7 protein-coding genes are annotated in these 14359 nt (G+C 46.8%); 4 read left to right on the forward strand and 3 right to left on the reverse strand.

Annotation, left to right across the window (positions count from 1 at the left end):
* The first annotated feature begins 268 nt into the window (after positions 1-268).
* A complete protein-coding gene (locus AC5JL3_RS02065; protein WP_496072903.1) occupies positions 269-3490 on the forward strand; it encodes a phosphorylase b kinase regulatory subunit alpha/beta in 3222 nt (1073 codons plus the stop codon).
* Between the two features lie 158 nt (positions 3491-3648).
* Here AC5JL3_RS02065 and AC5JL3_RS02070 read toward each other — a convergent pair whose 3' ends face one another.
* Positions 3649-4620: an S-layer homology domain-containing protein gene (locus AC5JL3_RS02070; protein WP_496072904.1), complete on the reverse strand. Its 972-nt coding sequence runs from the start codon at positions 4618-4620 to the stop codon at positions 3649-3651.
* 399 nt (positions 4621-5019) lie between these two features.
* On the opposite strand from AC5JL3_RS02070, the gene AC5JL3_RS02075 reads away from it, so the two are divergent.
* The 3 genes from AC5JL3_RS02075 (at position 5020) to AC5JL3_RS02085 (ending at position 8322) form a co-directional block, all read left to right on the forward strand.
* Positions 5020-5766 carry a 2-phosphosulfolactate phosphatase gene (locus tag AC5JL3_RS02075; RefSeq protein ID WP_496072905.1) on the forward strand — a complete coding sequence of 249 codons (747 nt, stop codon included), beginning with the start codon at positions 5020-5022 and terminating at the stop codon, positions 5764-5766.
* A gap of 49 nt (positions 5767-5815) precedes the next feature.
* Entirely contained in the window at positions 5816-7435 is a 1620-nt protein-coding gene (locus tag AC5JL3_RS02080) for a phytoene desaturase family protein (RefSeq protein WP_496072906.1), read from the forward strand.
* Between the two features lie 650 nt (positions 7436-8085).
* Positions 8086-8322 (forward strand): hypothetical protein, encoded by a 237-nt coding sequence (locus tag AC5JL3_RS02085; RefSeq protein WP_496072907.1) that lies wholly within the window; start codon positions 8086-8088, stop codon positions 8320-8322.
* A gap of 264 nt (positions 8323-8586) precedes the next feature.
* Here AC5JL3_RS02085 and glgB read toward each other — a convergent pair whose 3' ends face one another.
* Positions 8587-10572: a 1,4-alpha-glucan branching protein GlgB gene (glgB, locus tag AC5JL3_RS02090; RefSeq protein WP_496072908.1), complete on the reverse strand. Its 1986-nt coding sequence runs from the start codon at positions 10570-10572 to the stop codon at positions 8587-8589.
* A gap of 75 nt (positions 10573-10647) precedes the next feature.
* Positions 10648-14013, reverse strand: coding sequence for a maltose alpha-D-glucosyltransferase (treS, locus tag AC5JL3_RS02095; RefSeq protein ID WP_496072909.1), 3366 nt, complete (start codon positions 14011-14013; stop codon positions 10648-10650).
* Between the last annotated feature and the right edge of the window lie 346 nt (positions 14014-14359).

Consider the following 14359-nt stretch of genomic DNA (forward strand, 5'->3'; position numbering starts at 1 on the left):
CCCTCTCCCAATACTGGGCGAGGGGGAGCCAAATTCCAGTTCCCCTTCTCAAGAGCGCTCTTGAGAAGGGGTTAGGGGATGAGGGCTTATTGACAGGCTCCCAACCCTTGTGTTTAAAAAAAGCCGTTAAAGAAGACCTTTAGAAAAATCTAATCAACCTCAATCAGTTGGCAAATCGCCTGTACAAGACCCAGTTCAGATTGACTTCCACGTACTGGATATATCTCACTGCGCCTGGGTCAAATTCCTGAAGTTACTGGAGAATTCTATGTCCAAAACTGCTACTCAATTATCAACTCGTCTGGATTATTACTATCAACAAATCAAGACCATTATTCTTTCACGCCAGAATCCGATCACAGGTTTACTACCTGCAAGTACTGCCGTTAATGCTCATGGTGACTATAACGATGCCTGGGTGCGAGATAACGTCTACAGCATTTTGGCGGTGTGGGGTTTGGCGCTAGCTTACCGCAAACTTGATGAAGATAAAGGACGTATCTATGAACTAGAACATAGCGTCATCAAGTTGATGCGTGGGTTGTTGTACGCGATGATGCGACAGGCTCATAAAGTTGAGCATTTTAAATATACCCAGGCGATAAAAGATTCTTTACACGCCAAGTACGATACCCAGACGGGTGACATTGTTGTTGGCGATGGGGAATGGGGACATTTACAAGTTGATGCAACCTCGCTTTGGCTGCTGATGCTTGCCCAGATGACCGCTTCAGGGTTGGAGATTATCGATACGATTGACGAGGTGAACTTTGTCCAGAATCTAGTTCACTACATCGGACGTGCCTATCGAACTCCCGATTATGGCATTTGGGAGCGAGGTAACAAGATTAATAATGCCCATCCAGAACTGAATGCTAGTTCCATCGGAATGGCAAAAGCGGCACTGGAAGCGATCAATAAATTAGATTTGTTTGGTGTCCGTGGTTCTCAAGCCTCCGTTATCCACGTCCTACCGGATGAAATTGCTCGCGCCCGAATTACACTGCAAAACCTGTTGCCTAGAGAATCTAACTCTAAAGAAGTTGACGCGGCTTTGTTGAGCGCGATTAGTTTTCCTGCGTTTGCGGTGGAAGATGAGGAGTTAGTGGAACGCACACGTTTGGAAATCATCAACAAACTGCAAGGACGATATGGTTGCAAACGCTTCTTGAGGGATGGACACCAAACGGTTTTGGAAAATTGCGATCGCTTGCACTACGAACCTTGGGAACTGCAACAGTTTGAAAATATAGAGTGTGAGTGGCCGTTGTTTTTCACCTACCTACTTCTGGATGGCATATTTCGGGGAGATGCAGCACAAGTCAAAGAATACCAGGAGCGTTTGGAGTCAATAGTAGTTGAACGCGATGGTTTACGTCTCCTACCAGAGCTTTACTACGTTCCCGCTGAGAATGTAGAGGCAGAGAAGGCAAATCCTCACAGCCAGCCACGTTTGGCGAACGAAAATATTCCATTGGTTTGGGCGCAAGGGTTGTATCTGCTGGGTCAGATGCTGAGTGAAGGGTTATTGTCCGTTGGCGATATTGACCCACTAGGACGCTACTTACGTGTAGGGCGGCAACGGGAAGTCGTCGTACAAATCGCACTGCTGGCGGAAAATGAAGATTTGCAAGCCAAACTGGAAGTCTACGGTATTGAGACGCAAACTCCTGAGCAGATAGAGCCGATTCAGGTGCGTCACGCAGGAGAACTGTCAGCCGCTTATACCCAAGTTGGGCGCAACGACAAGCTGGGTATGAGTGGACGTCCGGCGCGGCGTTTGCGGAGTCTGACAACATCAAGAATCTATCGCCTTCGGGGCGAGACAATGGTCTTCCTGCCGTGCATTTTAGACCCGCAGCAATTTTACCTAACGCTTGACTACCATTTCCTGGTGGAACAGATTAAAAGTGAACTGGCTTATATTCGGGATCATTGGAATCCACCGGGGCGTCCGACAATGACGCTAATGTTGACCCAGACGATGCTGGAGACGGGCAGCGAGGCGTTGTTGGCATTGATGCAGGAACTAAAAGATGGTCATTGTAATGGTGTAAAGGTCAAACTGGGGCGGCTAAATCAGCTAATACTGAAAGCTGGAAGTGAACGGATTGATTTTCTGCACGACTTTGAATTTTCTAAGGAGTCGGTCAAAGATACCATGTCACGACGGTATCACTTGGCTTGCGCGAGTGAGAAAAACTTGCCGTTGAACTATACCCAAGAATTTCAGATCGAGTCAGAAACCGAGGTGGGAATCTTGCTTTCTCAGTTGCGTGAGTCTCTTAACCTCTATGAGCAAATTCAGTTGTTGCAGAGGTTAACCCGTCTCTGCGGTCTTGAGTTTGACACAGGTTTGGGTGGCTGGGGGCAATCGGTTACGGTGGCGGACTTGCTCGATGAAGTCTACACAAAGGCAGGTCATACTGGAGTTTGGGCAATTATTCGTCAAGCTGCGGGATTGCGACAGATGGTCGATCTTTGTTTGTCGGACATGGTGACCAATCTCTTGGTACGTGGTAAGCAGATTGCAGTCGGCAAGTCTTACAGTGAAGCATCGCTGATTACAAGCCCGATGCCTAACGACCAAATTATGGAAAAAATCCATCAATTCTGTCGGGAGGATATTCGCGATCGCGTCTTGAGTCAGGAAATTCTGATCTATCTCGGTATGTTAATTAGGTCGGAACCCCACTTGTTCAAAGGTCTACTGACGCTACGTGTAGGTTATTTAATTCTACTGATTACCAGCGAACTGGCACGGGAGTTGGGTGTCACTCAGGATGAAGCCCATCAACAGTTGATGGAATTTACACCGTTTGAGGTGACTAGGCGACTCCGTTCCTGCTTAGCTGGGTATGCAGGGATGAGTCAGCTATTACATCAGCAAGAATCGCTACAGCTTAAACAAAACGAGAGTGAAATTGATTGGGTGGTACAACCAGCAACACAAGATGAAACAGAGGTGTCAGAAGGAGGCTGGTTGCGTTATCGGCAACAGCAGGGAAGTATGAACCGCCTTCCGCCTGACTTTTTCAAATGTGTTTGGCGCTTGATGAAACACGGCAAAGGCGTGTTAATTGGCGATAAGCTAGAGCCTCGTAATCGTCTAGATAGTGACTTTTTGCTGGCACAGATGACACCGGGGGAAAAGAATTTTGCTCTGCGAGTGGAGCATCTGCTCAATAAAATTTCAGCACCACAGTACAGACAAGTCAATGTTGAGACGCTGATAACGCTGGCTCAAGTATGCGATCGCAACCCCAACTTGCAAATCAAAGAATATATTGTGCTGGATGTGCTAATTGGTCATGCCGTGCGACTGGCATGGCTGGAACGCTATCCTGAACGAGCCAACCACTATGATGAGGACAAAGCCGCTGCGTGGAGCCTGTTTTACAACACGTCTCCTTGCGATTGTGCAAACTTTTACGTCAAAGCGTTCCGCTTCCTCACCCAAGTTAGGCAAGTCAGTGTTGTGAAGAGCTGATACCTAGCTGTTCACGAGTGCGATCGCTCATGAACAGCTTCTCCTTGTAAAGATACTCCTCAAGCATCATTTTCTGGAATGCAATCGTCATAATTGCCAAGCCTGCTGCAAAGACATACCTGCTCTCACCATTTGATAGAAGCTTAACTGCCAGCCGTCTATTGTGGCTTAACAAGGTATTCAGTTGAAATTTCTTCCACCTTGCCAGCTTTTGCCATCGCTTGATGAATCAATGCCGCCGCTTCAGCACGAGTGATGAGGATGTTTGGGTTTAGTTGTTGGCGATTGGGATGATTGACCACAATCCCTGCTTGTGTCGCTGCTGCCACAGCGTTAGTTGCATACTTAGGAATTTGAGCAGCATCTTGATAAACCTGTAAAACTTGGTTAGGAGCCGCAGGTGCAGGTAAATTCAGCCCACTATTGAGCGCTAGCAAGGCTTGCAGCTTAGAAATTTCTTGTTGAGGTCGAAAGACATTTCCAGGATAGCCTCGCATAAATCCGTTGGCGCTTGCTTGCCGAATTGCTGATGATGCCCAGAACTGGTTAGCAACATCCTTATAGTCTGCGGTATATCTTGGAGTGCCTGCAACGGGTTTCTCGGCAAACGCTTTATCTAACTGAGCCGCGAATGCTGCCCTGGTTACTGGTTCGTCAGGGCGGAAAGTTCCATCAGTATAGCCAGCGATGACTTCTCTCTGGGTTAGTGCTTCAATGTAAGGACGTGCCCAATAGTCTTGAGGAACATCTGAGAAACCCTTAACTGGAGTAGCTTCCGCTTCCGCTTCCTCTGTCTTTGCGGCTGGAGCGGCTCCCACTATTAAGGGACCCACCGCTCGCTGCCCTACTCTTCGTGGTCCTACTGTTGTTGGTGAAGGTGACGGTGTCTCTCTTGCTATTGGAGTGGGTAACGTTGCTTCTGGCGTAGGGCTAGGAATGATTAAAGCCCCTGGACTGGCTGGAGTAGTTGTTGATGAAGGATCTAAGGCTTCAAAACCAAACCGATTGTCCTTTTGACCAAGCAACACAGCCAAAATTGTGCCAATCACACCGAAGGCGACAACAACACCAATTAACTCATCGAAACCTAGATTAGACGAACGGGGGTCACGAGGCGGTAAATTCGTCATCGGCACTTCACCTAATTAGCGGCAACAATGTCTCAATTCTAGTGACGGACTTGCATTCCGGCTCACTTGCTTCCGGTTTTAGTTTAGCGGTAAAGTGCTTCTTATTGAAGCTCCCCGTTCTAGCTAGCACTAGAGTACAAGAATTCGAGAGAGATGTTGCACCCACTCGGTTTGGATTAAGACTACAAATTCAGATAACTGGTGAGAGTGATGCTGTTTGTATTGAGAAATTCTGGAAGTAGCGATCGCATTTTTCTGTTCATTGTCTAGACAACCGCATCAATTCCAAACGTTACTGAATCAAAGTATGAATTGTTGATTGAAAGGGTTCAGAAGAATTCTGAACTCCTGTATTCTTCTTGTTCATGCTCGTTACCCCAATCCAGCACCCTGAAGATTATGATTTTCGACCAGTCAGAGTTTGAGCTTCGGTGTGAGTGGGGTGAGCAAGGCGTGGCAAAACTTGCCCCAATTAGTGATGTTGTAGTTATTGTTGATGTCCTCTCTTTTTCAACGTCTGTTGAAATTGCGACTAATCGGGGAGCAACAATATTTCCTTACCGATGGAAGGATGAATCAACTGTTGATTATGCCCAATCTGTGAATGCCGAACTCGCAAGTCAGAAGCGTCAAGCTAGCAATGGCTACTCCCTCTCTCCTGTCTCACTGGTTGATATTCCGGCTGGAACCAGACTTGTCTTACCATCACCCAATGGTGCTTCTCTGACTTTACGCACCGGGCAAACACCGACACTAGCTGGCTGTCTGCGTAACTGTAAGGCTGTTGCAGATTTTGCCCGAAGCTATGGAACCAAGATTGCTGTTATCCCTGCTGGCGAACGCTGGGAAGATCGAAGTTTACGTCCAGCTTGGGAAGATTTGATTGGGGCGGGTGCAATTCTCAGCTACTTAGATGGAAGACTCTCACCAGAAGCAGAAGTAGCTGTAGCAGCATTTCAGAATTTGAAAGGTAATCTCGGCACCACTTTGGAACAATGTAGTTCAGGTAAAGAGTTGGTTGCACGGGGATTTGCAAAAGATGTTGAACTTGCCGCCGCTATCAATATCAGTAGTTGTGTTCCGTTATTGGCTGATAACGCCTACCGCCTTCCATCTTTTGTTAAGAAAGATGCGATTAATGCATAGGGGCTAGGGGGATCTAAGGGGCGAGAAAACACGCCCTAGCCTCTAGCCTATGAAGAATGCGATCGCCACAAGCGGTAATGTGGGATTAAGGGAGTTAGCGATCGACAACGAAAACAGCACAATGGCTTCAAACGCATACGACTACGACGTAATCACAATCGGAGGTGGACACAACGCCCTGATTACCAGCGCCTACCTAGCTCAAGCTGGCTATAAAGTGGGAGTGTTTGAGCGTAGAGATATTATTGGGGGCGCTGTCTCTACTAAGGAAATTGTGCCAGGATACCGCTTCGACATTGGCGGCAGCGCACACATCCTGATTCGCTTAACACCGATTGTGCAGGAATTGAAGCTAGAGGATTACGGGCTAGAGTATATCGAACTAGACCCCATGTTCTTTGCCCCGTTTCCCGACGGTGATGCGGTATTCTTCTACCGAGATGAAGCAAAAACTATTAATCATCTAGAAGCCAAATTTCCCGGACAAGGCGAAGCTTACGCCCGTTTCTTAAACGATTGGCGACCCTTGATGATCCAGATCAAAGACTACTTCTTGAGTAGTCCTAGCCCATTCGAGTTGGGCAAGAAGATGATTGCTGGTAAGTCTAAGCAGGTGGGTTGGTTCAATACATTCCAAACGCTGTTTAGACCATTTGGTCAAGTCGTGGATGATTACTTCACTGAAGAGAAGATTAAAGCACCATTAGTCTGGATGGCTGCCCAATCTGGCCCACCACCTACTGAATCGCTGAGTGGCCCATTTGTACTTTGGCAACCGCTTTACCATGAAGGCGGTGTCGCCCGACCGAAGGGTGGTTCGGGAATGCTAACGCAAGCGATCGCAAAGCACATTACCGCTCATGGTGGAGAGGTACACTTAAATGCACCTGTCGAAAAGATTCTCGTAGAAGACGGACGTGCTGTTGGCATCGAAGTTGAAGGACAGACTTACACCGCACGGACAGTAGTTGCCGGAACTCATGCGATCGAAACATTTGGGAAACTCTTGCCACCTGAACATCGACCGAGAGGCGCAAAAAGAATGCGGACAGGTAATGGCTTTGCCGTTATGCTGCGTCTGGCACTGGATTCTCCGATCTCCTACACAGCCCATCCCGGTAAAGATGCTCGTGTTGCCTTGCAACTACTCTGTCGCGATCGCCAGCAAATCAACACTGCTTTCAGTGACTACCAGAAAGGTGAACCCGCACAAGACCCGCCCATCTTTGCAATGAGCTTCAGTGGGGTCGATGATACACTAGCTCCACCTGGTGGTGAAGTGTTGTGGTTGTGGGGACAGTATTTCCCTTACGAACTTGCCTCCGGAAACTGGGATGATCGGGCTGAAGAAGTATCCGAGAATATTCTAGATACCTTTGAGAAGTATGCTCCTGGAACCCGTTCCAAGATAGTTGGGCAATTATTCCAGCATCCCTTATGGTTAGAGCGTGAACTTGGCTTGTACCGAGGCAATGTCATGCACTTGGAAATGAGTATGGATCAGATGTTTATGCTGCGCCCTTTCCTTGGCATGGCTAACTACAAAACGCACCTCAAGGGGCTGTACCTAACTGGGGCAAGCACACATCCAGGTGGCGGAATCATGGGTGCATCAGGTCGCAATGCTGCACGGGTGGTACTCAAAGACTTAGAGCGTAAGAAACTTTGAGCTTCAAGGGATGGCGCACACCATTGAACGCGAGATTCCCGACTTCTCAAAGAAGTCGGGAATCTGAACTTCTGATAGAAACTTCTTAGCATTTTGAGTGTTTTTACCTCTAACCATTGAAGTTATGTTAAGTTCTATTTCCTTAGAAAGATAACCCTTAGGAGTACTTCTGAATACTGAGTCCTACCTCTTCCCTACTTATAGATTTGAACTAAAGGAAGAGGCTTTAAATGATGTTTATAGGGAGCATGAAACCATAAACTTCTAGGAGTATATACTTATGGTTTCTCAACCCTATGCGGTCTATCGGCTTCTTCTTCTAGTCTTTTGTGCTGTTCTTGGCATCGGTTTAATTCATGTAGGTTATCTTTTTGCCCTGTTCAATTATTTAAACTTTTAACATATTACAAATCGTTGTTTGAGTCGTAGCAGTGATATCCAAAACTACCGGATTAGTTTTGGTAGATTTCAATCTTCTAATTTTTGTAAGAGTGGGTTTCAAGAGTGTTCATAGTTTTCTATTTTTGTTAATTAAAACTAACTTCTTTCAAGAAAGATATCAAACTTAAATACTACAGTTTTTACAAAAACTATCTGGTTTATTATTTAAGTTGAATATAGCTTTTTTAATATAACCAAGGATTTGAGATATGAATCAGGACAATGATCAATCAATCCCTATTAGCAAACTTGCGGCTAAGCTCAAAACTGAAGTTGAGGAGGTTGAAGCTAAACAAGAGGAGCTAGAAGCTAAACAAGAGGAGCTAGAAGCTGAGCATAGTAAGATTCATCATGCTTCAGAAGAAGTCAAAGCTGAACAGGTTCAGGTTCAGCGTAAACGTAGCGAGCTTGAATATAGGCTCCAAGAGGTTAGGAATGAAGTTTAATCTAACAATAAGGTCTTATTCGCCCCCTAAATCCCCTAATTCTGGGGACTTTATTGCAGTTCTCAAATAAGTGGAGTACACTCAACTTCTGCCCTTTGCCCTCTGCCTTCTGCCTTCTGCCTGAAAGCCAACTACTTTGTACCTCAGCAAATAGAGAAACGCTATAAACTCCGGTTCCCCCAAAGTTGGGAGATAGGGGGGCAATTTGAGAAACCCCGTTAACCCTAGTAGAGTTAACGGGGGTATTAGCTAATTAAACAGCGCTTAGGTGAGCTTGAAGAAGGCAACCGCTAATGGTGGCAGGGTAATATTCAGTGAATAAGGGCGCCCGTGATAGGGGATTTCCTCAGCTTGTACTCCACCTAAATTACCCAAGCCACTACCACCGTATTCAGAGGCATCGCTGTTGAGCAATTCTTGCCAGAAGCCAGCAGCAGGAACACCGACTCGGTAGTTGAAGCGAGGTAAGGGAGTAAAGTTGCAGATTATCAGCACTGTTCCTGTAGGATTTGGGTTCCAGGCTTCAGGTTCTAGGCGAGTTGGCGATATCTCACCCTTAACCCCTGACACCTGAATGCTGCCTTTGCGAATTAAGCTGATGGTGCTGTTTTGGGAATCGTTGCAATCAATCCACTCAAACCCGGAGGGGTCGAAGTCGAGTTCGTGAAGTGCGCTTTCTTGTCGATAAGTGCGATTCAGGTCAGCTACCCATTTTCGTAAACCTTCATGCATGGGATTCTCCAACAGATGCCAGTCTAAGCTACTGTCGTGTTTCCACTCCTGCCATTGCCCAAACTCGCCGCCCATAAATAGCAGCTTCTTCGCAGATTGAGCGTACATATAGCCAAAAAGCGATCGCAAATTGGCAAACTTCTGCCAGTAGTCTCCCGGCATTTTGTCAATCAATGAACCCTTGCCATGCACCACTTCATCATGGGACAGCGGTAAGACAAAATTTTCATTAAATGCATACAGCATTCGGAAAGTCAAGGAATTGTGATGGTATTTCCGGTGAATTGGGTCATTGCTCATGTAGTTGAGCGTGTCATGCATCCAACCCATGTCCCACTTCATTCCGAAGCCTAAACCACCTAAGAAGGTTGGGCGAGATACCATCGACCAGGATGTAGACTCCTCAGCAATCGTGACGGTATCAGGGAAGCGCTGGTAAACAGCTTCATTGAAACGACGTAAGAATGCGATCGCTTCTAGATTCTCATTACTGCCATGTTGATTCGGTATCCATTCCCCTTGCTTACGGGAGTAGTCCAGATAAAGCATAGAAGCCACCGCGTCCACCCGCAACCCGTCAATATGGCATTTCTCTAACCAAAAGAACGCACTACTGATGATAAAACTGCTAACTTCATTGCGTCCATAGTTAAAGATCAAACTACCCCAGTCAGGATGGTAACCCTGACGTGGATCAGCGTGTTCGTAAAGATGTGTCCCGTCAAAGTAGGAGAGTCCATGCTCATCAGTAGGGAAGTGAGACGGCACCCAATCCAAAATCACACCAATATCATGCTGGTGCAGGTAGTCCACCAAATACATGAAATCTTGAGGCGTTCCGTAACGGCTAGTCGGGGCAAAGAAGCCTGTAGTTTGATAACCCCAAGAACCAAAGAAAGGATGTTCCGTAATTGGCAGAAACTCAACATGGGTATAACCCATCTGCTGCACATATTCAGTCAGCTTCGGCGCAAGTTCTCGGTAGCTAAGAGAACGATTGCCGTCTTCAGGGACTCGCATCCATGAGCCTGTATGGACTTCGTAAATTGCAATTGGAGCATCCAGAGCGTTATGCTTCTGGCGCTTGTTCATCCACTCGGAATCATTCCAGGTATACTCAGTGTCCCAAACCACAGAAGCGGTTTTGGGCGGCACCTCATACGCCAGTGCAACGGGGTCAGCTTTCTCTACCTCATAACCCCCGTGGGAAACGATGTGGTACTTGTAAATAACACCTTTGCTAATCCCAGGAATAAAACCTTCCCAGATTCCGGTATAGCCTCTAGCCGTTAAGGGGTGGCTATCTCGATTCCAGCCATTAAAGTCACCTTTGACAGAGACATAAGCGGCGTTGGGTGCCCAGACAGCAAAGTAAGTTCCTTCAACCCCATTGTGTGTTAGCTGGTGAGAACCTAGCTTTTCATACAAGTTAAAGTGAGACCCCTCATTAAATAGGTAGAGGTCGTCCTCGGTGAGCAGCGTCACATTAGTACTAACTGCTGATTGAGTCGTAACCATGATTTATTTCCTCCTTGTTTTAGCGGTTAGCTTTCAGCTAGGGATAGTCTTTAAAAGCTGATAGCTGATAGCTTCTTAATCTGAAAATTCCAGCAATTGGAGAATCCGTTGAAGTGGGATTTCTGCCCAATCAGGGCGATTGTTAAGTTCGTAACCCAACTCATAAACGGCTTTTTCCAACAGATAAGCATCTAGCAGCACTTGCAGTTCTTGCGAAGACTTCGGTAAGAAAGTCGCTTCTGCGGCTGTGAGTAGATAGCTATTGAGGAAAGCACTGGCAACCCAGCCATACCAAAACTGCGCCCATTGCTCCATAGTTGGGAGACTTTCAGGACGAATCATCCCACTATCGACTTCATTGCGGAGTGCCTGGTTTACCGCGTAGTTGAAGGATTGCAGCATCCCGGCGACATCTCGCAGAGGACTCCGCTTCATCCGCCGTTCACTCATCGGGCGGGCGGGTTCTCCTTCAAAATCAATGATGATGAAGTCTTTACCCGTGTAGAGAACTTGCCCCAGATGGTAGTCTCCGTGATTACGGGTTCGTTGACCTGTAATCTTTAGGTTCAAGATTGACCCAAAGCGATCCATCAGTTGTTCCTGACGGTTAAGGACAGTCTGCCCCAAGTGTTGTGTTTCTGGTGGCAGTTGTGAAAGTCGCTTTTTCAGCAACAGTAAGCTGCGCCCTGCCAAGTTACGCATGTACTGATAGATTGATCGCTGGTAGAACGACGTAAAGCCTTCCGGGGCAAAATCAGGATTTTCTGAATCAGACGCTAATGCCAAGTGCAGTTCAGCGGTGCGCTGACCTAAAAGTTCACTACTGGCTAAGTAAGAACCAATAATTTCCTTCGCTAGATCGGGAATACCAACTGACAAATCAGAGACGAGGGCGTTGGATGGCAGTTCTACTTGATTGATATCAATTTGCCTAACCAGCACTTGCTCGAAATAGTCGCGTAAACCATCCAGTGTATAAGACCAAGCATCTCTGGTATCTGGGACAAACTCTTGTAATATCCCAAGCGTCACAGGTTGGCTTCCTGGGCTACGGTACTCCAATGCCCCAGCGACAGAGGCAAAGTGTTGGGTGAGTTTTTTCCCAGTCAAGAAGCGCCCAATTTCCAAGTCTGGGTTGAGTCCTTCCTCAACTTTACGGAAGAGTTTGAGGATGAGCTTTTCGCCGTAAACTACTGATGTATTGCTTTGTTCTCCTTTGAGCAAGCGAGGTTCAAGCTCTAAGGATTCTATGGGGAATTGCGCGATGACATCAGTTGTCGTGGCGAGGAGTTCACCAGCACTTCCCTTGTAGCGACGTGCTGATGCGATCGCTTCCAAGGGGAAGGCCAAGAAGTCTTTGTCAGCTAAAGCATCTACCAACAGCCCAACTTCATTGGTTCCCTGAACCTTAAGTTGCGCGATCGCTTGATCGTAATGACTTCCATCACGCTCACTACCACCACTCTCTTGCTCTTTTGCGGAATCACTAACGCTAACATAGGCAATTGGCAGGATATACGTTTCAGGCAATCCTTCTGTATAATCCACCTGTAGCCAAATGATATAAGCCTCACTGTCTCGGTACGGGACTGGCACTACCTCAGTGATTTGCGTCGTTTGAATTGTCCGGGCTTTACCACCAAACCAACGACGGGTAGAGAGATATCCCGGCAAAACTCCAGCGAGTGTTGTTCTTGATTCACTGGCAAACACATTCTGCCATTGACCACTGATAACCAGATTCGGCAGTTGGGCTTGTGGTCTGCGTAGCGGCGAAGCTTCCTCTTGCAACTCTAAGGTAAACCAGTAGAATGCATGGGGGCTAAGGCTGAGGAAGTATGGCGACTCACCAACAGCCGGGAACTCGGTACGACCAAAAATTTCAATCGGCACCATGCCTCGGAATGCCGATAAGTCCAATTCCACCGTTTGGACAAAGCGCGACAAATTCACTACGACCAGGATATTTTCACCATTGTAGGAACGAAGAAAAGCCAAGACTTTGCGGTTTTCTGGATAGAGAAACTCAAATGTTCCACGACCAAAGGCTTGATAACGTTCCCTGGTTGCAATCAGGCGTTTCATCCACCACCAGAGAGACTGCGGGTTAGCGCGTTGGGTTTCAACGTTGATCGATTCGTAGTGATACTCTGGGTCAACAGTTGGCGGTGCATACAGCTTTTGGGGATTCGTGCGACTAAAGCCGGCGTTGCGATCGCCACTCCACTGCATGGGAGTCCGGACACCATTGCGATCGCCTAAATAAATGTTGTCTCCCATCCCGATCTCATCCCCGTAGTACAACACCGGAGTACCTGGGAAAGAGAGCAATAGAGCATTCATTAATTCAATCCGGCGGCGGTTATTCCCCATCAACGGAGCCAAACGGCGACGGATACCCAAGTTAATTCTTGCCTGAAGATCTTGAGCATAAACCCGATACATATAGTCTCGGTCTTCATCGCTCACCATTTCCAGAGTCAATTCATCATGGTTGCGGAGGAACAATGCCCACTGGCAGTTATCGGGAATTGCAGGAGTCTGCTGAAGAATATCAATAATTGGGAAGCTATCCTCCATCTGCAACGACATGAACAAGCGCGGCATCAAGGGGAAATGAAAGTTCATGTGACATTCATCCCCAGCGGCATAATATTGAACCGCATCCTCTGGCCATTGATTCGCCTCAGCCAGAAGCATCCGATTGGGGTACTTTTCGTCTACGTGCTTGCGTAGCTGCTTCAAGAAATCATGAGTCGCTGGCAAATTTTCGCAGTTCGTCCCTTCCTCCTCATATAGATAGGGCACTGCATCCATGCGTAGCCCATCCACTCCCATCCCCAACCAGAAATCGAGGACATCAAAGACAGCTTGGCGCACCGCAGGACTTTCATAATTTAAATCTGGCTGATGTGAGTAGAAGCGATGCCAGTAATAGGCTTTGGTAAGCGGGTCCCAAGACCAATTAGAGGTTTCAAAATCTTGGAAGATAATCCGTGCGTCTTGGTATTTTTCGGGCGTGTCACTCCAGACATAAAAATCTCGCTCCTTACTGCCCTTAGGTGCTCTGCGTGCTCGCTGAAACCAAGGATGTTGGTCAGACGTGTGGTTAATAATTAACTCAATAATTACCCGAATACCTCGTTGATGAGCAGCATCTAAAAGGTCTTGGAAATCTTCTAAATTGCCATAGATCGGGTTAATACTCGTGTAATCAGCAATATCGTAACCATCATCCCGCAATGGGCTAGGGAAGAATGGTAATACCCAAATTGCAGTGATGCCTAAATCTTTCAGGTAATCCAGCTTTTCTGTCAGACCCCGAAAGTCACCAATACCATCATCATTACTATCAGCAAAGGCACGAATTGGTACCTCATAAATGATGGCATCCTTGAACCATAAAGGGTCATCATTCAATATCGAGTGATGATTTTGCATGGATAGTTTTTAGATTTTAAGTTTTAGATTCAGGGGTATATTGCACTGGCTAGGTTCATTTGTCCAACTGTCAATAGAAGTAATTATTTAGACTGAGAACCTAATCTTGGAAATAGGTGTTAGGGGTTAGGTTGTAGGTGGTAGGGGGGAGGGATTTTCATCGCAACGTTAGTGAGCAACTGGTCATGGACATCTAACTAAAAACAATTTCAACGGTTGTAACTTTCCGGTATCAAAGCACTCCAACCTACTTTTCCAAGGGTTATTCGGGCTTATTCAAGAGATTAGTTGACACTCGCTAAAATCAAAACTTGCATCCTTCGTCAGACAAGCTCTTGGCTGAATT

The sequence above is a fragment of the Symplocastrum torsivum genome, assembly GCF_059505465.1.